Annotated in this window: 14 protein-coding genes; 6 read left to right on the top strand and 8 right to left on the bottom strand. The window is 69.1% G+C overall.

The genetic code is table 11. The annotated features are described in order from the left end of the window. Window positions 1–587: 587 nt before the first annotated feature. From OG878_RS07440 to OG878_RS07470, 7 genes are all read right to left on the bottom strand, one after another. Window positions 588–3,803, bottom strand: coding sequence for a family 78 glycoside hydrolase catalytic domain (locus OG878_RS07440; protein WP_328886034.1), 3,216 nt, complete (start codon window positions 3,801–3,803; stop codon window positions 588–590). Between the two features lie 568 nt (window positions 3,804–4,371). Next, the gene (locus tag OG878_RS07445; protein ID WP_328886035.1) at window positions 4,372–5,400 is read right to left on the bottom strand and encodes a LacI family DNA-binding transcriptional regulator; all 1,029 of its coding nucleotides are present in this window, start codon (window positions 5,398–5,400) and stop codon (window positions 4,372–4,374) included. Window positions 5,401–5,487: 87 nt separating this feature from the next. Further along, complete coding sequence (locus tag OG878_RS07450) at window positions 5,488–5,808, bottom strand: L-rhamnose mutarotase (protein WP_328886036.1); 321 nt, start codon at window positions 5,806–5,808, stop codon at window positions 5,488–5,490. A gap of 66 nt (window positions 5,809–5,874) precedes the next feature. Next, on the bottom strand, window positions 5,875–6,960 hold the full coding sequence (rhaS, locus tag OG878_RS07455; protein ID WP_328886037.1) for a rhamnose ABC transporter substrate-binding protein: 1,086 nt from the start codon (window positions 6,958–6,960) through the stop codon (window positions 5,875–5,877). 125 nt (window positions 6,961–7,085) lie between these two features. Continuing rightward, window positions 7,086–8,138, bottom strand: a complete 1,053-nt coding sequence (locus OG878_RS07460; protein ID WP_328886038.1) for an ABC transporter permease — start codon at window positions 8,136–8,138, stop codon at window positions 7,086–7,088. After that, window positions 8,131–9,186, bottom strand: coding sequence for an ABC transporter permease (locus OG878_RS07465; RefSeq protein WP_328886039.1), 1,056 nt, complete (start codon window positions 9,184–9,186; stop codon window positions 8,131–8,133). Before OG878_RS07465 ends, OG878_RS07460 begins: the two co-directional genes overlap by 8 nt. Next, complete coding sequence (locus OG878_RS07470) at window positions 9,183–10,712, bottom strand: sugar ABC transporter ATP-binding protein (protein WP_328886040.1); 1,530 nt, start codon at window positions 10,710–10,712, stop codon at window positions 9,183–9,185. The genes OG878_RS07465 and OG878_RS07470 overlap by 4 nt, the downstream gene beginning before the upstream one ends. A 355-nt stretch (window positions 10,713–11,067) precedes the next feature. Here OG878_RS07470 and rhaI point away from each other — a divergent pair, with 355 nt between their 5' ends. The 6 genes from rhaI (at window position 11,068) to OG878_RS07500 (ending at window position 18,928) form a co-directional block, all read left to right on the top strand. Beyond that, entirely contained in the window at window positions 11,068–12,234 is a 1,167-nt protein-coding gene (gene rhaI / locus OG878_RS07475) for an L-rhamnose isomerase (RefSeq protein WP_328886041.1), read from the top strand. 99 nt (window positions 12,235–12,333) lie between these two features. After that, entirely contained in the window at window positions 12,334–14,379 is a 2,046-nt protein-coding gene (locus OG878_RS07480; protein WP_328886042.1) for a bifunctional aldolase/short-chain dehydrogenase, read from the top strand. 190 nt (window positions 14,380–14,569) lie between these two features. Beyond that, entirely contained in the window at window positions 14,570–16,096 is a 1,527-nt protein-coding gene (locus OG878_RS07485; protein ID WP_328886043.1) for a rhamnulokinase, read from the top strand. Next, a complete protein-coding gene (locus OG878_RS07490) occupies window positions 16,096–16,851 on the top strand; it encodes a (Fe-S)-binding protein (RefSeq protein WP_328886044.1) in 756 nt (251 codons plus the stop codon). The genes OG878_RS07485 and OG878_RS07490 overlap by 1 nt, the downstream gene beginning before the upstream one ends. Continuing rightward, complete coding sequence (locus tag OG878_RS07495) at window positions 16,848–18,272, top strand: LutB/LldF family L-lactate oxidation iron-sulfur protein (RefSeq protein ID WP_328886045.1); 1,425 nt, start codon at window positions 16,848–16,850, stop codon at window positions 18,270–18,272. Before OG878_RS07490 ends, OG878_RS07495 begins: the two co-directional genes overlap by 4 nt. Further along, complete coding sequence (locus OG878_RS07500; protein WP_328886046.1) at window positions 18,269–18,928, top strand: LutC/YkgG family protein; 660 nt, start codon at window positions 18,269–18,271, stop codon at window positions 18,926–18,928. Before OG878_RS07495 ends, OG878_RS07500 begins: the two co-directional genes overlap by 4 nt. A 280-nt stretch (window positions 18,929–19,208) precedes the next feature. Here the strand turns inward: OG878_RS07500 and OG878_RS07505 are convergent, their stop codons facing one another. After that, window positions 19,209–20,471, bottom strand: a complete 1,263-nt coding sequence (locus OG878_RS07505) for an ROK family transcriptional regulator (protein ID WP_328886047.1) — start codon at window positions 20,469–20,471, stop codon at window positions 19,209–19,211. Window positions 20,472–20,528 lie beyond the last annotated feature (57 nt).

Consider the following 20,528-nt stretch of genomic DNA (forward strand, 5'->3'; position numbering starts at 1 on the left):
CATACAGACGGAACCTGCTGACTCGTCAAAGGCGTCCGTGAACCTTGAACGCGTTTATAGGTTGGAGTCAGTCCGTCCTCTGTGTGCTGCCGTGCAGGGCCACCTTGCACGCACTCCCCCGAGGGTTGGCCGACTGCACCCGCACTGCGCTCGCCGCATGGCCTGCGGTGAGACCTTCACACGCTGGTCGCCCTGAGCCGGGCCACGCCCCACAGGCCGGCCCTCACCACCGGCTCGTACTGGGCACCTCGCAGGAGCCCTGCAGTAACAGGACGATCGACGCGCTCAGGAACCACTGCCACGCCCACGGGCTCGGCGCAGGTCTTGGGGGCAGGCACCGCCGATATCGGCGGCACGCAGTGCACGGCGCAGGCCGTCGATCTGCCCCAACTGAGCCTCTCCGCCGTTCGCGTCGCAGAGGGTCACTGAGCCTGCACGCGGATGCCACATGCTCGCGAGCTCAGGGCGCTTCCCGACCACTCACCCGAGCTTGTCCGGTCGGGGCGCCGATGCGCCCCAGGCGGGGCTCTCCGCTCCACGAGCGACGAGCCCCACCCGACGCCACCACTCGGCGTGGTGATCGGCGATCAAGAAGAAGCGTGCACGTCACGCACGGTGAACCGGTAGGTCCCCGAGGGAACCCTGTATACGGCCCGGTCACCGTCGATGCGCTGGAATGCCGCACCCTTGGGCGTCTCGTGTGCCTTGCCGCCGCCCTTCGGCACCCGGACCTCGGCCTCGGTGTTCGGCGGTACCTCGACCTTGAGGTGGAACGTGTCGTTCTCGAGGGACCACTCCGATGAGACCTCGCCGTACGGAGTCTGGTAACTCCCTTCGACGTGGGTGAGGTCGCCTACGACACGCGGGTCGATCACCAGGTCGCGGTAACCGACGGAGCCGCGTGCCTGCCGGATGCCGGCCAGGCCGCTGTGGAACCACTCCTCTATCTGCAACAGGATCATGTGGTTCTTCGAGTTGCCCATGTCCCACTGCTCGGGGAGGGTCGTCAGGCCCTTCGGGTTCGCCGTGGTCGGGGCCATGAAGAACCCGTAGCTCGGCCGCGTGTCCTCCTGAAGCACCTTCCACAGCACGTCGTCGCGGCCGCCGTCCGTCAACGCCCGGACAGTCGGGGCGAATCCGATCGTGCCTCCGCTGAAGTGCGGGCCGCCGCCGAACGGCTGGAATCCGTTGATCAGCTCGACCAGAGCATCGAGGACCCGCTGCCGCTCGCCCTCGGGGACCAGTCCCTCGTCGAGCGCCAGCGCCTGGGCGGCCTGCGTCGCACCGGTGGTACCCAGGTTTCCCTGACTTGTGTAGCGGCCCAGTGTCGAGTTGTAGAAGGCGTCGTTGAATGCATCCTTGATGTTGGAAGCAAGGTTGCGGTACTCGCTCGCGTCCGCGGTCCGCCCGAGCCTGGCGGCCATCTTCGACATCCGGTCGGCGGCCTGGTGGTAACCCCAGGTGCCGGTGATGCGGCCCGAGGTGGTTTCGGCCGCGATCCAGTCCGCCAACGCGGCGTCGACGATGTACGCGTCGGCTCCCGTACCCGCCTTCTGCGTCCTGATGTACTCCATGAACGCCTGCATCTGGGGGTAGTACCGCGCCATCGTCTGTGTGTCGCCGTACGTCTCGTAGAGGTACCACGGCACCAGGATGATCCCGTCACCCCAGTTGATCTCGTCGCCGAACCGGCCGGTGTAGCCCCAGTCGTACACGGGCGCCTTCAGCGCGACGTTGCCGATGTTGTCACCGGCCTTGGACTGGCCCTCCGCCAGGTGGCGCTCCATCGTCCGCAGATAGGCGCCGAAGCCGAAGTTGCGGTGCAGCGAAGCAAAGGGCTGAAGGTAGTCCGCGGGGTAGGCCAGCTTCTCGCGTCCCGGGCAGTCCGTGAACGTCGACATCATGTTGCTCATGATCGAGTACTGGGCCATGCGGTGGATGCGGTTGATCCGGTCGTCGGAGGTCTGGATGCGGCCGGCCACGGGCGTGTCCGCGTGGATCTGCAGTCCCGTGATCGTCTTGGTGGTGGGTGTGTAGCCCTCTGGCAGACCGGTCACCTGGACCCACTGCATGCCGAAGTAGTGGAACTGGGGACGCCAGGTCTCGCCGTCCCGGTTGCCGTGCGTGGTGTAGCCGGCGAACACGTCGGTTCCACGGCTGCCACCGCCGCCCATGATGGACGCCTGGTCGACGGTGCCGTCGGAGGCCAGCGACTCCGCCGGCAGCATCTTGATCGTCGTGCCGCCCGGCACGGTCCCGTCAACAGCGAGCTCCGGCCAGCCGGCGAAGTTCTGGCCGAAGTCGAAGACCCACACGCCCGGCTTGGGCTGCGTCACGCTGACCGGGCGGATCCGGTCGGCGATCTTCACCGGCTCCGCCGCACGCCAAACGAGTTCCGTCGTCAGGTTCGGGGGCGGAGCGATCCCCGCGCTGATCCATCCCACGAGGGAGCCGTCGCGGCGCTTCGCCGATGCTCCGAGGTCGGCTCCGGGTACGTTCCATCCGGGCTGCTCGCGGCGCGAGTCGTAATCCGATCCGGAGTACCAGTTGCTCGTCGTCGTAGGACCGAAGGCCGCCTTCCACGAACGGTCACTGACGATGGTCTCTACCGAACCGTCGGCCTTGGTGATCTCAAGGCGGGCGATCATCCGCGGTGTCACGGCAGCGCCGGCGCTCGGATCGGTGCTCGCGAGTGAGTTCCCTGAGCCGGTGACCGCGGCGCCGGTCGCGTGCGCCGCCTTCAGGGCCGGCTCGAAGCTGATGCCCGTTCCTTCCGCCCCTGCGGTGCCGATCGCGGTGATCTTGCGCAGCTCGAGGCGCTCGCCCCCATCGCCCGTATCAATGTTGATCGTGCCGCCGACGTGGTAGCCGGCCACGCTGCTCACCCTGACCGCAGTGTCCTGGGCGGCTGCCGGCGCGGCCAGTGTCCCGCTGCCCTTGAACTGGCTCTGCCACCAGCTGTAGGGAGCTGTGCGGCCGGTCGTGGGGTTGGTGACGGAGCGCGTGACCAGGGCGTTCCCGTGTCCCAGTTCGACACCCAGGGAGTTGGCGCCGGGGCGGACGAGGCGCGTCACATCGTAGGCGCGGTATTCCAGGGAGAGCTGGTAGTTGGAGTTGCCGGGTGCGAGCACCTCGTCGGTCACGGCAATGCCGTTGAGCTTGGCGTCGAAGGTGCCGGCCCCCGAGATGTACAGCCTTGCCTTGGTGACCTTCGCCCCGTGTCCCTTGCCGGCCTTGAAGGCGCGGACGAAGATCGGCAGCGGGTCGCCGACGCTCCGCCCGGGATACTCGATCCATTCGGCTTTGCCCCAGTCGCTGCGCTTCAGCAGCCCCATCTCCCACGAGGCGGACCGGCTCCACTCCGTCACCTCACCGTGTGTGCTCCAGGCTCTGACCTGCCACACAATCGGCTGACGGGACTGGAGCGCCTGTCCGCCCCAGGGGATGTCGACCTGGGCGTCCGAGCGGACCTTGCCTGAGTCCCAGAGGTATCGACCATGGGCGAGTTCCTGATCGCTGTGCGCGGCGCGGATCTGGTACGCGGCCTGTGTCCATCCGGCCAGGGCGCTCGTCACCCGCCAGCTCAACCTCGGAGCCACGTCGTCGACGCCGAGCGGCTCGTCGCTTCGCCCGTTGATCTCGAGGTGGCTGACCGTCGCTCTGCGGGAGCGGCCGGCTTCGGCCGGTGCGGCGGCATCGGCCTGTCCGGCGGCCCCGATGGGCAGCGCCAGCCCTGCCGCTCCGGCTACGAAAGTCCCGATGACGTGTCTGCGGCTCAGTGCGCCGCGCGGCTCTGTGGACATGTCGAACTCCTTGAGTGATGTGGTTTTGCCTTGCGTGGGACCGCACTTTTGCGGACCCCTGGTCTCTGCCACGCGAGCTGAACAGAGGCCATGTGCATGCGGGTCAGCCTCGATTGACGGTGCCGTCGTACCTGCCGCCGACAAGGGTGGGTCGGGCACAGCAGCTCCCGGTGTGGCCCTGGCCGGCGCTGTACGCGTTTCGGTTGCACACGGTGCGGCCGTTGACCCTGCCGGCGGTCTCCCCCAGCGACGAGGAGGGTGATGGTGCCACTCGTCGCGCCGTGCGTCTCGGTATGCAGCGTGAACGAGGTGGCGTCCGGAACCGACTGCCACTTCCACCGCGATGTCGCGGTGGAACGACCTCCTCTCTTCAAGCGGTGAAACGTTTCAAGCCTGTCCCTCGATATCCCATGAGCGTGCTTGTTGGGATCTTCTGACCGGGTCTGGTCGGGGCCATCGCCCTGACGTTGACCTGTATCAGGGACCGGCTCTGCAGTAGGCGCCCCCGGGCGTGCGCACCGTGGAGCGGAGTGGACCTCCCGCTACCGGAACGCCTATGTCGCGGTGCTCAGCGCAGAGTGAGACTGGACTGACGTACGACCAGTTCCGGCTGGAGGATGACGTGTTCGTGCCGGTGGTCGTGTGAGCCCTCGCCTGTTTCCCGGAGCAGCAGCTCGGTGGCTTTGGCTCCGATGGTGAGGGCAGGCTGGCGCACCGACGTGAGGGGTACCGTGGCCGCCGCGGCGAACTCGATGTCGTCGTAGCCGACGATGGCCATGTCGTCGGGGACACGGACGCCGGCCGTGTACAGGGACTGCAATACGCCGAGAGCCAATAGGTCGTTGGCGCAGAAGATGCCAGTGGGACGCTGCGCCAGGCCGAGGAGCCGGGCCCCCGCGTCGCGTCCTGCCGCGACGTCGAGACTTGCGGCCGGAATCTCCTGCAGCGCCTCGGGAGGGAGGCCGGCCTCGGTCAGCGCAGCCAGGGCACCTGCGCGCCGGTCCTGGACCTGCGTCAGGTGCCCCGGTCCGCTGACGTAGGCGAGGGTGCGGTGACCCGCCGCGGTCAGGTGGCGGATTGCCAGGGCGCCGCCGACGACGTCGTCGACGGAGACCGAGCACCCGTCGTCGTCCCCCGCCACGCGGTCCACGAGGACGAAGGGAATGCCGTGGCGACGGAATTCCCGAAGGTTGCGTCCGCCGGGGTCGGCGGGGGTGACCAGGACTCCGCGGACGCGCTGTTCGACGAAGAGGGCGAGGTAGTCGGCTTCGTCCTGGGGGTTCTGGCCACTGTTGCAGACCATGACGCCCAGCCCGGCGGCCCGGGCGGCGCGTTCGGCCCCGCGGGCGATGTCGACGAAGAACGGGTTACCCATGTCCAGGACGAGCAGCGCCATCATCCGGCTGTGGCCGGCACGTAGTTGACGGGCGTGTTCGCTGCGCACGTAACCCAGGCCCGAGATCACCCTCTGCACCTTTTGCCGGGTTTCCACCGAGACGCGCTCCGGCTGGTTGATGACGTTGGAGACGGTGCCCACGGAGACGCCCGCCTCGCGTGCCACGTCCTTGATGCTCACCGTCCGTGCTGTACTCGTCATCTGTCGCACCTGGTCTCTCCTGTCGGGACTCCTCCTCCGAGCGAGGTAACGCCTGCGGCCTTTATCCTACGCAGTCGGCCTACCTGGTCAGGCGAGATGGTAGACCTCCGTGAGCGGGCTCATGGCGGCGTCTGGTGCCCGCCCGTCGAGTTCCTCGAAGAACTCCGCCATCTCGGCCTGCCAGCGGGCGTTCACCTCGGTGGCTTCCATGGCTGCGCGGGCCCGGTCGAAGTCCGGCGTCTCCAGATAGCCGACGAGCAGCCCGTCCTCGCGCAGGAACAGCGAATAGTTGTGCCATCCCGCTTCGGTGAGTGCGGCCTGCATCTCGGCCCATATGTGCTGGTGGCGCTCGCGGTACTCCTCGATCCGCTCGGCCCGGACCTTCAACAGGAAGCAGACGCGCTGCATGGTGTCGCCTCTCTCGGATGGGGTGGGGCCGCCACACCGGCGGCGGCCCCGCGGCTCAAGCGACGCTCAGAACTTGAACTGATCGATGTTGGCCTTGTCGAAGACGGTCGGCTTGCCGAGCGAGACGACCCCGTCCTTGCCGATCGTGAACGAGCCCAGGTCGCCGGCCTTGAAGGTCTCCCCCTCGGCGCCGGTGATCTGGCCGGACTCCAGGGCGACGGCCGTGTGGGCGGCGAGTGCGCCGAGCTTGGCCGGGTCCCACAGCTCGAAGCCCTCGACGGTGCCGTCCTTGACGTAGGCGCGCATGTCGTTCGGGGTGCCCAGGCCGGTCAGCTTGACCTTGCCCTTGTACTTGGAGCCGGACAGGTACTGGGCGGCCGCCTTGATGCCGACGGTGGTCGGCGAGATGATCCCCTTCAGGTTGGGGTGTTCCTGGAGCAGACCCTGGGTCTGCTGGAAGGACTTCTGGGCGTCGTCGTCGCCGTAGGCGGTCTTGACGAGCTTGATGTCCTTGTACTCGGGCTTCTTCAGCTCGTCCTTCATGAAGTCGATCCAGGTGTTCTGGTTGGTGGCCGTCTGGGCCGCCGAGAGGATCGCGATCTCGCCCTTGCCGCCGATCTGCTTCGCCAGCAGCTGAACCTGGGTGCGGCCGAGGTCCTCTGCGCTGGCCTGGGAGACGAAGGCCTGGCGGCAGTCGGCCTGGGTGTCGGAGTCGTAGGTGACGACGCTGACGCCGTTCTTCATGGCCTGCTTCAGAGCCGTGCACAGGGCGCCCGGGTCCTGGGCGGAGACGGCGATGGCGTCGACCTGCTGCTGGGTGAGCGTGTTGACGTAGGAGACCTGCCCGGAGGTGTCGGTGCCACTGCTGGTGCCGACCTCCTTGTACGTGGAGCCGAGCTCCTCCACGGCCTTCTTGCCGCCTGTGTCCGAGGTCGTGAAGTAGGGGTTGTTGACCTGCTTGGGCAGGAAGGCGACCGTGAGCCCCTTCTTCGTGGCCTTGTTCGGGTCGGCCTTGCCGGTGGCGGCCGGGCCGGCCTCCTTGCTCGCGGAGTCCTTGGTGGTGCCCGAGCAGGCGGTGACGCCGAGGGCGAGGACGGCGGTGACGGCGAGGGCCGCTGTCAGTCGGCCGTTTCTGACGGTGGTGCCGTACATATGGGTTTCCTTTCGCTGCCGCGAGCGGCAGGGACTGCCGGGCGGACGCCCGAACGGTGACGAAGAGGGTGCGGGGTGGTGTGCAGCCCCGTGGTGATGCTGGGGAGCGTGGGGTGCGAGAGGGGTCAGGGGGTTGCGGCCGATGGTGAGGGGGCCGCGGTCGCGGTTCTCCTGCGAGCCCGGGCCTGGGCGACCTGGCGGCCGACGCGGGGGGCGAGGACGGAGATCACCAGCAGGACGCCGGTGACCACGATCTGGGACTGGGCGGAGACGTTGACCAGGCTCATGACGTTCTGCAGGGTGCCGAGCAGCAGCACGCCGGCGACGGCGCCGCCCAGGGTCCCCTTGCCGCCGTCGAAGTCGATGCCGCCGAGCAGTACCGCGGCGATGACGGAGAGTTCGAGGCCGGTGGCGTTGTCGTAGCGGGCGCTGGCGTAGTGGAGGGCCCAGAAGACGCCGGTGAGCGCGGAGATCACACCGGTGGTCACGAACATGGAGAGCTTGAGCCGCTTGACGCGGATGCCCGCGAACCGGGCTGCGTCCTCGCTGGCGCCGGTGGCGAACAGGGAGCGGCCGGTCGGTGTGGCGTGCAGGACCACGACGGCCGCGGCAAGCAGCACCGTGAAGGGGATGGCGGCGTACGGGATGAAGGTGTCACCGATCCGGCCGGCGCCGAAGTCGAGGTACTGGGTGGGGAAGTCGGTGACCGAGTCGGAGCCGAGGACGATCTGCGCGATGCCGCGGTAGGCCGCCATGGTGCCGATGGTGACGGCGAGCGAGGGCAGGCCGAGGCGAGTGACGAGCAATCCGTTGATCAGACCGCAGACCACGCCGAGCAGCAGGCACAGCGGGATGATCGTCTCGATCGTCATGCCGGCGTTCCACAGCGCACCCATCACGGCTCCGGACAGGCCTGCCGTGGAGCCGACGGACAGGTCGACCTCGCCGGAGACCACGAGCATGGTCATGGGCAGAGCGATCAGGGCGATCGGCAGGGTGTTGCCGATCAGGAACGACAGATTCAGCGCGTTGCCGAAGTTGTCGACGAAGGAGAACGAGCAGATCAGGAGCGTGAGCAGGAGGGCACCGACCGCGGTGTCCCAGCGGACCGCTCCCCCGAGGCGGGCGAGGGCCGGGGTCCGAGTGGCGAGGGACGGGGTCTTGGTGGTGTCAGGCATGTCGGGCGCTCCTCATCTGTGCGGCCTTCTTGCGCAGCCCTGCGGCCACCCGCAGGGCCAGGATCCGGTCGGCGGCGATGGCGAGCAGCAGCAGGAAGCCGTTGATCGCGGTGACCCAGACGGAGCTGACGCCGATGGCCGGGAGCACGCTGTTGATGGAGGTGAGCAGGAGGGCGCCGAGGGCGGCGCCGTAGACGGTGCCGGAGCCGCCGGTGAAGGCGACACCGCCGACGACGACGGCGCTGACCACGGTGAGTTCGAATCCGTTGCCGGTGGCGGAGTCCACGTTGCCGAAGCGGGCGAGGTAGAGAGCGCCGGCGAGGCCGGCGAGGGCGCCGCAGAGGACATACGCCGTCATGATCCGTGCCCGGACCGGGACGCCTGCGAGCCGGGCGGCCTCGGGGCTGGAGCCGAGCGCGTAGAGGTCGCGTCCGCTGTGGTAGCTGCGCAGGTAGTAGGCGACCGCGGCCAGTACGGCGAGGGCGAGCAGGGCAAGGTAGGGCAGTACCGAGATCCCGTCGTGCCCGAAGTCGACGAAGCTCTTGGGCAGGGCGTCAGCGGTGATCTGCCGGGAGCCGACCCAGATGGAGTCGATGCCGCGGACGATGTAGAGCGTGCCCAGGGTGACGACGAGCGCGGGTACCTTGCCCAGGCTCACCAGGGCTCCGTTGAGGACGCCGAAGACCGCGCCGAGGGCGGTCGCGAGCAGGACCGCGACGAGCGGGTTGCCGCCGTCCTGGAGGTAGACGCCGGCGGCGAAGGCGGAGATACCGAGGACGGAGCCGACCGAAAGGTCCACGTTGCGGGTGATCACCACCACCGCCTGGCCGACCGCGACGAGGACCAGGATGGTCGCGTTCAGCATCAGGTCCTTGATGCCCTGCTCGGACAGGAACTCGGTGTTCGACAGCTGAGTCGCGCCGAGCATCAGAGCAAGAACGAGGACCACGGCCAGTTCGCGGGCCTTGAACACCTTGTCGACGAGCCGTCGCGAGGCGACGGACTCGGGTGCGGGCTCGTGCCGCACCGGGTCTGCAGTCATGGTCATGCCGCGTTCCTTCCTCGGTCGGCACGGCCGGTCGCCGCCGCCATCACGGTCTCCTCGGTCGCCTCGGACCGGGGGATCTCGGCGGTCAGCCGTCCTTCGTGCATCACCAGGACCCGGTCGGCCATGCCGAGGATCTCCGGGAGGTCGGAGGAGATCATCAGTACCGCCACGCCCTGCGCGGCCAGTGAGGACAGGAGGCGGTGCACCTCGGCCTTGGTGCCGACGTCGATTCCACGGGTCGGCTCGTCCACGATCAGCACCTGCGGGGCGGTGGCCAGCCACTTGGCAAGGACGACCTTCTGCTGGTTGCCGCCGGAGAGCGTGCCGACGACGTCGGCGAGGCGGGCGTACTTGACCTGAAGTTTGACCGCCCAGTCCACCGCCCGGTTGCGCTCGGCGCCGCGGTTCATCAGCCCGGCACGGGTGGTCGTGGCGAAGCCGGTGAGGCCGATGTTCCGCTCGATGGACATGTCCATCACCAGGCCCTGGGCACGGCGGTCCTCGGGTACGAGGGCGAGGCCCGCGGCCATCGCCACACTCGGTGCCCCCGGGCGCAGTTTCCGGCCGAGGACCTCGACCTCGCCGCCGTCGAACCGGTCGACACCGAACACCGCGCGGGCCACCTCGCTGCGACCCGCTCCGACCAGCCCCGCGAGGCCGACGATCTCACCGCGGCGGACCTCGAAGGAGACGTCCGTGAAGACGCCCTCCCTGGTCAGCCGGCGCACACTGAGGGCCACTTCGCCGATCTCGGTTTCCTGCTTGGGGTACAGCTCGTCCAGGTCGCGGCCGACCATGCGGCGCACGAGGTCGTCCTCGCTCAGGCCGTCGAGGGGCTCGCTGGAGATCAAGGAACCGTCGCGCAGAGTGGTGACGCGCTGACAGAGCGCAAAGATCTCCTCCAGGCGATGCGAGATGAACAGCACCGCCGCGCCCTGCTCGCGCAGCGTCTTGACAACGCCGAACAAGCGGGCGACCTCGCTGCCGGTGAGCGCAGCCGTCGGCTCGTCCATGATCAGGACGCGGGCGTCGAAGGAGAGCGCCTTGGCGATCTCGACCAACTGCTGGTCGGCGATGGAAAGCCCGCGCGCCGGCTGGTCGGGGTCGAGGTCGACACCGAGGCGACCGAAGAGATCGGCCGCGGCCCGCCTGACCGCTCGGTGGTCCACCCGGCCAAGGGAGCGGCGGGGCTGGCGACCCACGAAGATGTTCTCCGCCACGGACAGATCAGGGAAGAGGGTCGGCTCCTGGTAGATCACGGCGACACCGGCGTCGCGGGCGCCTGCCGGGCCATGGAAGTCGACAGGCTCGCCGTCGAGCAGGACTGCGCCCGCATCGGGGCGGTACACACCTGCGAGAGTCTTGATCAGGGTCGACTTGCCTGCACCGTTCTCGCCGGCCAGGGCGTGGGCCTCACCGGCGTACAGACGCAGCGACACGCCGCGCAGGGCCCGGACGGCGCCGAAGGACTTACTCACCCCCTCCAGCGCGAGCACCGGAGTCGTCTCCGGTTCGGGGTGCGTCATGGGTGTTCTCCCGTGCTTGTGCCGAGCAGAGCGCTCGACATGAAATGTTTCAGTGGGGTTGCCGGGGAAGCTAGCCCTGCCCCGCCGGAAGCGTCAAGAGGTCTTCTCGACCGGACACCCCGAAATTGCGGTGAGCTTGCGGGAAACGCCGGGGATCAGCCCTGAACTGCGGTGGTGAGGGCTTCGGGTGCAGGTCGCGCCTACCCGATGACACGATCCGGTAACGCGCCGGTCGGCTGTCTGGAAACCTTGACGGCCGTCTTGCATGCAGCTAACTTCTGCGATGAATCGATTCATTGAATGGTTTTTCGGCGGCGGTCCTCCTCGGGCCGCCCACGCATCCCCCGAGGTGGACATGCCTGACATCGCTGCGGTGAAGGCCGCACTCGCCAACCAGCGGATCGAGACACCGTCCTGGGGCTACGGCAACTCCGGCACTCGGTTCAAGGTGTTCGCGCAGGCGGGTGTGCCACGGACCCCGTACGAGAAGCTCGACGACGCGGCCAAGGTCCAGGAATTCACCGGGGTTGCACCGAAGGTGTCACTGCACATCCCGTGGGATCGGGTCGACGACTACGCGGCCTTGGCGACGTACGCGAAGGAGCGCTCCCTGGAGCTGGGGGCGGTCAACTCCAACACGTTCCAGGACGACGACTACAAGCTGGGCAGCGTGTGTCATCCGGACGCGAAGGTCCGCCGCAAGGCCGTGGACCATCTGCTGGAGTGCGTCGACATCATGGACGCGACCGGTTCCACGGATCTGAAGCTCTGGTTCGCGGACGGCACCAACTATCCCGGTCAGGACGACATCGTCGCCCGCCAGGACCGGCTGGCCGAGGCGCTGGCCGAGGTGTACGAACGCCTCGGTGAGGGGCAGCGCATGCTGCTCGAGTACAAGTTCTTCGAGCCCGCCTTCTACGCGACGGACGTGCCGGACTGGGGCACGTCGTACGCGCACTGCCTCAAGCTGGGACCGAAGGCGCAGGTGGTCGTGGACACCGGACATCACGCGCCGGGTACCAACATCGAGTTCATCGTCGCGCTGCTGCTGCGTGAGGGGAAGCTCGGCGGTTTCGACTTCAACTCACGCTTCTACGCGGACGACGACCTGATGGTCGGCTCCGCAGACCCCTTCCAGCTGTTCCGGATCATGCACGAGGTCGCCAAGAACGGCGGCCTGAAGCCGGAGACGAACGTGGCGTTCATGCTGGACCAGTGCCACAACATCGAGGCGAAGATCCCGGCCGTCATCCGCTCGGTGATGAACGTCCAGGAGTCCACCGCCAAGGCCCTGCTCGTCGACCTCGACGCGCTGACCGCAGCCCAGCGGGCCGGTGACGTGCTGGCCGCCAACGAGACGCTGATGGACGCCTACAACACCGACGTACGCCCCCTCCTGCGCGAGCTCCGCGAGGAGCAGGGTCTCGCCCCCGACCCGGTCGCCGCCTACCGGAACTCCGGCTGGCAGGAGCGGATCGTCGCCGACCGCGTCGGCGGCGAGCAGGCCGGCTGGGGCGCCTAGGAGCTCTCCGGCAGCCTGGCAGTCCTAGCGGCCCGGCCCGCCCGTACCTCCACCGCCCCACGAAGTACCGCACCTCACACATCCCGAAGGAATCCGGTCATGTCCTCCGCCACGCACACCACGGCCTCCGCGCTGATCACACGTTCCCGCCGGCTCGGCTCCGACCCGCGCAACACCAACTACGCGGGTGGCAACACCTCCGCGAAGGGCACCGGGACCGACCCGGCCACCGGCGGCGATGTCGAGCTTCTGTGGGTCAAGGGGTCGGGCGGCGACCTCGGCACGCTCACCGAGTCCGGCCTCGCGGCGCTCCGGCTGGACCGGCTGCGCTCACTCAAGGACGTCTATCCGGGGGTGGAGCGCGAGGACGAGATGGTCGCCGCCTTCGACTACTGCCTGCACGGCAGGGGCGGAGCGGCCCCCTCCATCGACACCGCGATGCATGGTCTGGTGGACGCCGCGCACGTGGACCATCTGCACCCGGACTCGGGCATCGCGCTGGCCTGCGCCGCCGACGGGGAGAAGCTGACCGTCGACTGCTTCGGCGACAAGGTGGTCTGGGTGCCCTGGCGCCGTCCCGGCTTCCAGCTCGGCCTGGACATCGCCGCGATCAAGGCGGCCAACCCGCAGGCAGTCGGCTGCATCCTCGGCGGCCACGGCATCACCGCCTGGGGCGACACCTCCGAGGAGTGCGAGGCCAACTCGCTGTTCATCATCCGCTCCGCCGAGGAGTACCTCGCGGACAAGGGCAAGGCCGAGCCCTTCGGTCCGGTGCTCGCGGGGTACGAGCCACTGGGCGAGGCCGAGCGCCGGCAGCGAGCGGCCGCCCTGGCCCCTGTGATCCGCGGTCTGGCCTCCCAGGACCGCCCGCAGGTCGGGCACTTCGACGACGCCGAGACCGTACTGGACTTCATCTCCCGGGCCGAGCACCCGCGGCTCGCGGCACTCGGCACGTCCTGCCCCGACCACTTCCTGCGTACCAAGGTGCGCCCGCTGGTCCTGGACCTGCCCGCCGCCGCTCCGCTGGACGGGGCGATCGCGCGGCTCAAGGAATTGCACCAGGAGTACCGCGCCGAGTACCGCGCCTACTACGAGCGGCACGCCACCGCCGACTCCCCCGCCCTGCGCGGCGCGGACCCGGCGATCGTGCTCGTCCCGGGCGTGGGCATGTTCTCCTTCGGCAAGGACAAGCAGACCGCGCGGGTAGCGGGGGAGTTCTACCTCAACGCCATCAACGTCATGCGCGGCGCCGAGGCCGTCTCCGCCTACGCGCCCATCGAGGAGTCGGAGAAGTTCCGCATCGAGTACTGGGCGCTCGAGGAGGCCAAGCTCCGGCGGATGCCCGAGCCGAAGCCCCTCGCCACCCGCATCGCGCTCGTCACGGGCGCGGGAAGCGGCATCGGCAAGGCCATCGCGCACCGCCTGGTCGCCGAGGGCGCCTGTGTCGTCGTCGCCGACCTCAACGCCGAGACCGCCGTCTCCGTCGCCGAGGAGCTGGGAGGCCCCGACAAGGCGGTGGCCGTCACGGTGAACGTCACCTCGGAGGACGAGATCACCGAGGCGTTCAAGACCGCCGCCCTCGCCTTCGGCGGGGTGGACCTGGTCGTCAACAACGCCGGGATCTCCATCTCCAAGCCGCTCCTGGAAACCACGGCCAAGGACTGGGACCTCCAGCACGACATCATGGCCCGAGGGTCCTTCCTCGTCTCGCGCGAGGCCGCCCGGGTCATGATCGAGCAGGGACTCGGCGGCGACATCGTCTATATCGCCTCCAAGAACGCGGTCTTCGCCGGCCCGAACAACATCGCCTACTCCGCCACCAAGGCCGACCAGGCCCATCAGGTCCGGCTGCTGGCCGCCGAGCTGGGCGAGCACGGGATCCGCGTGAACGGCGTCAACCCCGATGGTGTCGTCCGTGGCTCGGGCATCTTCGCCGCGGGCTGGGGCGCCCAGCGTGCCGCGACGTACGGCATCGAGGAGGAGAAGCTCGGCGAGTTCTACGCTCAGCGCACCCTCCTCAAGCGTGAAGTCCTGCCGGAGCACGTGGCGGCCGCGGTGTTCGCCCTCACCGGCGGCGACCTCACCCACACGACGGGCCTGCACATCCCCGTGGACGCGGGCGTCGCCGCCGCGTTCCTGCGCTGACACGCGCCCCACCGACCGCACCTGGGCCCGCTGCATCGGCGCGGCGGCCCCAGGTGCACCCCGGCCGGCCCGCGGCGGAGTGCCGTGAGGGCGTCCGTCCCGCGCTCTTGCACGGGGTCTTCGCCGAGGGTCCACCTCCCTTCCTTCCTACTCGTTCTCCGACCAGCCGCTCGTCGCGGAGGTACCCCACGTGACCACCACACCGCCGTCCTCGGCCTTTCGCTCCGCGTTCGCCGCGGTCGACCTCGGCGCCACCAGCGGACGCGTGATTCTCGGCCGGGTCGGCCCGGACAACCTCGACCTCACCGAGGTCCACCGTTTCCCCAACACCCCCGTGCGCCTGCCCGACGGACTGCGCTGGGACGTCCTGGCCCTCTTCCAGGGCGTCCTCGACGGGCTGCGGGAGGCCGCCCGTTCCGGTGGAGTCAGCTCCGTCGGCGTGGACACCTGGGCCGTGGACTACGGGCTTCTCGATGCGGACGGCGCGCTGCTCGGCTCTCCCCATCACTACCGAGACGGCCGAACCGACGGCGTCGCCGAGCGCGTATGGGCCACGGTCGGCCCCGAGGAGCTGTACCGGATCACGGGCCTGCAGCACTTGCCGTTCAACACCGTCTTCCAGCTCGCCTCCGCCGCCACGAGCGCCCAACTGGGCGCCGCCCGCACCCTGCTCCTCCTCCCCGACCTGCTCATCCACTGGCTGACCGGATCCATCGGTGCCGAGGAGACCAACGCCTCCACCACCGGTCTCTTCGACGCCCGCACCGGCAGCTGGTCCAAGGAGATCCTCGGCCGGCTCGCAATCGACACCGGTCTGCTGCCGCCGCTGCGTGCCCCGGGCGACCCGGCCGGGACCCTTCTCCCCCATGTCGCCGCCTACGCCGGTCTGGACTCCCGCACCCCTGTGACCACCGTCGCCTCGCACGACACCGCGTCCGCCGTCGTCGCCGTCCCGGCCACCGAGCCGCACTTCGCCTACATCTCGTGCGGTACCTGGTCGTTGGCCGGCCTCGAACTGGACGCGCCGGTCCTGACGGAGGCATCCCGGGCCGCCAACTTCACCAACGAGCGCGGCATCGACGGCACCATCCGCTACCTGCGCAACATCATGGGCATGTGGCTGTTCGAGGAATGCCGACGCACCTGGGACAAGCAAGGGCTGCCCACGCACATCCCCACGCTGCTCGCGGACGCCGCCCGCGCCACGCCGTTCGCTGCGGTGGTCGACCCGGACGCCCCCGAGTTCCTGGCCCCCGGTGACATGCCCGACCGTATTCAGGAGTACTGCCGCCGCACCGGCCAGCCGGTCCCCGACAGCCAGGGCGCCGTGGTCCGCTGCATCCTGGAGAGCCTGGCCCTGGCCCACCGGCGCACCCTGCGTCAGGCCGCCGAACTCGCCGGCCGCGACATCACCCGTATCCATCTCGTCGGAGGAGGTTCGCGCAACGACCTGCTCTGCCAGCTCACCGCCGACGCCGCCGGACTGCCCGTCATCGCCGGCCCGACCGAGGCCACCGCGCTCGGCAACATCCTCGTCCAGGCCAGAGCCGCCGGACTGGTGGGAGATCTGCCGGCGATGCGCAGCCTTATCGCCTCCACCCAGCACCTGCGCCATTACCGTCCCCGTGGTGACACGGCAGCCTGGGACGCGGCAGCCGCCCGGCTCGGCCTCGACCCTCGCCTCGGCCACCTCGACCCCGCTCCAAGGAACTCGTGATGCGCGTCGCCCTCTTCGCCACCTGCGTCAACGACGCTGTCTACCCGTCGACGGCGATCGCCACCGTCAAGGTCCTCGAACGCCTCGGCGTGCAGGTGGGCTTCCCAGCGGCTCAGACCTGCTGCGGGCAGCCTCAGTTCAACACCGGCTACCGCCGCGAGACCGAACCGCTGGTGCGCCGGACGGCCCGCGCCTTCGAGGGTTACGACTACGTGGTCACCCCGTCCGGGTCGTGTGTTGCCATGGTGCGCGACAACTACCCACGGATCGGGGCCAGGGCGGCGGCCGAGGGACGCGGCGAGGCCCTGGCGGACGCAGCCTCGTCGCTGGTGCCCAGGACGTACGAGTTCACCGAGTTCCTGGTCGACGTCCTGGGTGTGATCGATGTCGGGGCGTACTTCCCGCACCGCGTCACGTACCACCCGTCCTGCCATGGGTTGCGGATGCTGGGCCTGGGCGACCGGCCGCGGCGGCTTCTCGAGTCAGTGAAGGGCCTGGAGCTGGTCGAGCTCCCCGGAGCGGAGGAATGCTGCGGATTCGGCGGCACCTTCGCGGTGAAGAACCCGGACGTGTCGGCGGTCATGGGCGCCGACAAGGTGCGCAACGCCGTCTCCACCGGCGCCGAGGTGCTGTGCGGCGCCGACAACTCCTGCCTGATGCACATCGGCGGCATGCTGCGCCGCCAGGACGCCCCGCAGCGCGCGCTGCACCTCGCGGAGATTCTCGCGAGCACGGAAGAGGAGCCACTGGCATGAGCGGAACCTTCGTCGGAATGCCTGCGTTTCCCAAGGCGGCGCACGACGCCGTACGCGACTCCACCCTGCGCGGCAATCTGCGGCACGCCACACGCACGATCCGTGACAAGCGCGCGGTGGCGGTGGCCGAACTCGCGGACTGGGAGCAGCTGCGCGAGGCCGGAAAGCAGATCAAGGACCACACGCTGCGTCATCTCGAGCGGTACCTCGTGCAGCTGGAGGAGTCGGTAACGGCGGCCGGCGGAACCGTGCACTGGGCGGCTGACGCGGCCGAGGCCAACCGGATCGTCGCCGAACTGGTCAAGGCGACCGGGGAGACGGAGGTCGTGAAGGTCAAGTCGATGGCCACCCAGGAGATCGGCCTCAACGAGGCGCTGGAGGCGGAGGGCATCGCGGCCTACGAGACGGATCTCGCCGAACTCATCGTGCAGCTGGGCAAGGATCGTCCTTCGCACATCCTGGTCCCGGCCATCCACCGCAATCGCGGTGAGATCCGTGAGATCTTTGCGCGCGAGATGAGCGAGTGGGGTCGCCCGGCACCCGAGGGGCTGACCGACTCCCCGGCCGAGCTGGCCGAGGCCGCCAGGCTCCACCTCCGCGAAAAGTTCCTGCGCGCGAAGGTCGGCATCTCCGGCGCGAACTTCATGGTCGCCGAGACCGGAACCCTCGTGGTCGTGGAGTCGGAGGGGAACGGCCGCATGTGCCTGACGCTGCCCGAGACCCTGATCTCGGTCGTCGGCATTGAGAAGATCGTGCCGACCTGGCAGGACCTGGAGGTCTTCGTCCAGACGCTCCCCCGCTCCTCGACGGCCGAGCGCATGAACCCGTACACGTCCATGTGGACGGGCACCACCGACGCCGACGGCCCGAAGGCCTTCCACCTCGTCCTGCTCGACAACGGCCGCACCGACACGCTCGCCGACGAGGTCGGGCGCCAGGCCCTGCGCTGTATCCGCTGCTCGGCGTGTCTCAACGTCTGCCCGGTGTACGAGCGGGCCGGCGGCCACGCGTACGGCTCTGTCTACCCGGGCCCGATCGGAGCGATCCTCACTCCCCAACTCCGAGGCACGCAAAGCGAGGTCGACGCCTCACTCCCTTACGCCTCGTCGCTGTGCGGCGCATGCTACGAGGTGTGCCCGGTAGCCATCGACATCCCCGAGGTCCTCGTCCACCTGCGGGAGAAGGTCGCGGACCAGGGTGGCCCGGGGCACCGTCTTGAGAAGGCCGCGATCAAGGCCGCGGGCTGGATCCTGGATCACCCGGCCGCTCTCACCGCGGGCGAACGCCTCGCCTCCGGGACGCGCAGGCTGCACCCCAAGCGGCTCCCGGGCCCTGGCGTCCGGCAGTGGACCGACAGCCGCGACCTGCCGGACATGCCCGCCGAACCGTTCCGCGACTGGTGGAAGAAGAACCGCTCATGACCCCACAGTCCTCCTCCCGCGACCGCATCCTCGCCCGGGTGCGCGGTGCGCTCACCGATGTGTCCAACGCAGCCGAGACCACCGGGATCGCCCGCGACTACCTCACCAGCCACACCCCCGACGACCCGGCCGCGGTCCTCGATCTCCTTCACGAGAACCTCGCCGACTACCGGGCCGTCGTCCACCGCACCACCGAGGACGAACTCCAGGCCCTGATCGGCCGGCTGCTCGCGGAACACGGCGCGAAGAGCGTTGCCGTCCCTCCGGGCCTGCCCGCCTTCTGGCTGGCCTCATCGGACGCCAAGCAACTCCCGGACCATGCTGCAGGGGGCTCGCTGACACCGCACGAACTCGACGCGATCGACGCCGTGGTCACGGGCTGCGCCCTCGCCGTCGCCGAGACCGGCACCATCATCCTCGACGCCGGCCCCGGGCAGGGCCGGCGCGCCCTCACCCTCGTCCCCGACCTGCATGTCTGCGTCGTACACGCCGCCGACCAGATCGTCGCCTCCGTGCCGCAGGCCCTGCCACGCCTCGACCCCGACCGCCCGCTGACGTGGATCTCCGGCCCGTCCGCTACCAGCGACATCGAACTCGACCGGGTCGAGGGCGTACACGGCCCGCGAACCCTGGAAGTGATCCTGGTGGTCGGCTGACGCCCTCGTCGGCATCGACCGCTCTACGAGGAGGAGGGCCGGAACTGTTGTGACGGTCCTGCTCCTCATAGCTCGGCGAGCGAGCGCGGGGGGCCTGCTGTCGAACTGCGAGGCCGGGGATGAGGTCTGCATGACTGCCGCATCGTCACGTCTTCCCAAGGCCGGGATCTCATACCGTTTGGGTGCCACTTCTACCTGATCCATGTGTCTCGGCCCGCACCCTTGTCAGCTCACGGTCGACCGGCACGTGAAGGACCACCGGCCCGGGGTCCGGCATGACTCATCGCCATTCACGGATTGCACGCCGGCGGCCGAAAGGCGCGATGGGCTCAGGCCGAGCGAGGCGATCCACATAGCCCTGGGCTGCGAGCACCGCCGCACCGGTAGGAATTGCTGTGGTCGTGAGGCGGCCAGGGAGGATTTCGAGGCCGTGGTAGGTCATGGGGGAGGTTCGGCGTTCGATGGTGTCACGGAGACCGTCGACGACGGGCTCAGCGGCCGGCCCGAGGGCGCTGTCCACCACCAGCAGGTCGGGGTTGAGCATGGTGACGAATCCGGCGAGTGGTTCGGCCATGCTGCGGCCGAGGTCGGTCAGCCACCGGCGCACGGTCATGTCACCGTCTGCGGCCAGGGCGATGACCTCGTCGAGAGGGACGGTGCGTCCGAACGCGGTGGCGAAGTCGTCGGCGAGGCTCGGTCCGTCACGGCGTGCCGTGGTGTAGCAGCCGCGGTTGCCGCACACACACAGATCGCCGTCCTCACGGAGGCTGACGTGGGCGAGTTCTCCGGCGATGCCGCCCGCGCCCCGAAACAATCGTCCGCCGATGATGATGCCCGCGCCGAATCCAGGAACAACGCTGAGGTACACCGCGGTATGGGCACCGTGCGCGGCACCATGGCCTGCTTCGCCGAGTGCGGCCAGGTTGATGTCGTTCTCGATCACGACGGGTATGCCCAGTGCCTCGGTCAGGGCGGCCGATGGGTCAGTGAGCAGCCAATACGGTCGTTGGGCTCTTGGCCGCGCGAACGGCTTTTCGCCGGAGGAGTACGTGGGGATCTGGGGGGCTCCGGCGCCTCGACGGAACGGCATGGCGACTGAGACGACCATCGCGCTGGGCCTGTCGGCGGCGGAGGACGCTGTCTCGGCGATGGCGGCGAGGCCGGCGGCTATGGCCTCGAAGGACTGGGTCAGATCGAGTTGGATGTCGGTGCTGTTGAGCACGCGCCCGTCGAAGCCCATGAGGGTGACCGACTGGCGGTGGCGGCCGAACTCCACAGCAACGACGGTCTTGGTGGCCAATTCGATACGCACCGTCGGTGAGGGTCGGCCGGCACGGCGAGTGACGGCCGAGTCTTCGGTTTCGGTGATTTCGGTGAGAAGCCCGCGGGCGATGAGCGAGGCGACCGTGGCGGTGACGGTGGTGCGCGGCAGTCCGGTGAGTTCGGCCAGCTCGCGCCGGTTTGCACCGTCGACGTCGCGTAGCGCGGCAACGATGTGTCGTTCGCGGGGATGCAGCACAGCAGGCGTGGAGCGGGTTTCCATCATCCGAAGCGTAGCGGGGACGACGTTGGGCCCTCTCCTGGCCCGGTACCGTCCGCG

The sequence above is a fragment of the Streptomyces sp. NBC_00316 genome (genome assembly GCF_036158715.1).
Lineage (GTDB): Bacteria > Actinomycetota > Actinomycetes > Streptomycetales > Streptomycetaceae > Streptomyces.

Coding starts and splice junctions, on each gene's coding strand:
- OG878_RS07500 (WP_328886046.1), top strand. CDS start 18,269: ATGACCCCACAGTCCTCCTCCCGCGACCGCATCCTCGCCCGGGTGCGC.
- OG878_RS07465 (WP_328886039.1), bottom strand. CDS start 9,186: ATGACCATGACTGCAGACCCGGTGCGGCACGAGCCCGCACCCGAGTCC.
- OG878_RS07505 (WP_328886047.1), bottom strand. CDS start 20,471: ATGGAAACCCGCTCCACGCCTGCTGTGCTGCATCCCCGCGAACGACAC.
- OG878_RS07495 (WP_328886045.1), top strand. CDS start 16,848: ATGAGCGGAACCTTCGTCGGAATGCCTGCGTTTCCCAAGGCGGCGCAC.
- OG878_RS07445 (WP_328886035.1), bottom strand. CDS start 5,400: ATGACGAGTACAGCACGGACGGTGAGCATCAAGGACGTGGCACGCGAG.
- OG878_RS07480 (WP_328886042.1), top strand. CDS start 12,334: ATGTCCTCCGCCACGCACACCACGGCCTCCGCGCTGATCACACGTTCC.
- rhaS (WP_328886037.1), bottom strand. CDS start 6,960: ATGTACGGCACCACCGTCAGAAACGGCCGACTGACAGCGGCCCTCGCC.
- OG878_RS07470 (WP_328886040.1), bottom strand. CDS start 10,712: ATGACGCACCCCGAACCGGAGACGACTCCGGTGCTCGCGCTGGAGGGG.
- rhaI (WP_328886041.1), top strand. CDS start 11,068: ATGCCTGACATCGCTGCGGTGAAGGCCGCACTCGCCAACCAGCGGATC.
- OG878_RS07490 (WP_328886044.1), top strand. CDS start 16,096: ATGCGCGTCGCCCTCTTCGCCACCTGCGTCAACGACGCTGTCTACCCG.
- OG878_RS07440 (WP_328886034.1), bottom strand. CDS start 3,803: ATGTCCACAGAGCCGCGCGGCGCACTGAGCCGCAGACACGTCATCGGG.
- OG878_RS07460 (WP_328886038.1), bottom strand. CDS start 8,138: ATGCCTGACACCACCAAGACCCCGTCCCTCGCCACTCGGACCCCGGCC.
- OG878_RS07450 (WP_328886036.1), bottom strand. CDS start 5,808: ATGCAGCGCGTCTGCTTCCTGTTGAAGGTCCGGGCCGAGCGGATCGAG.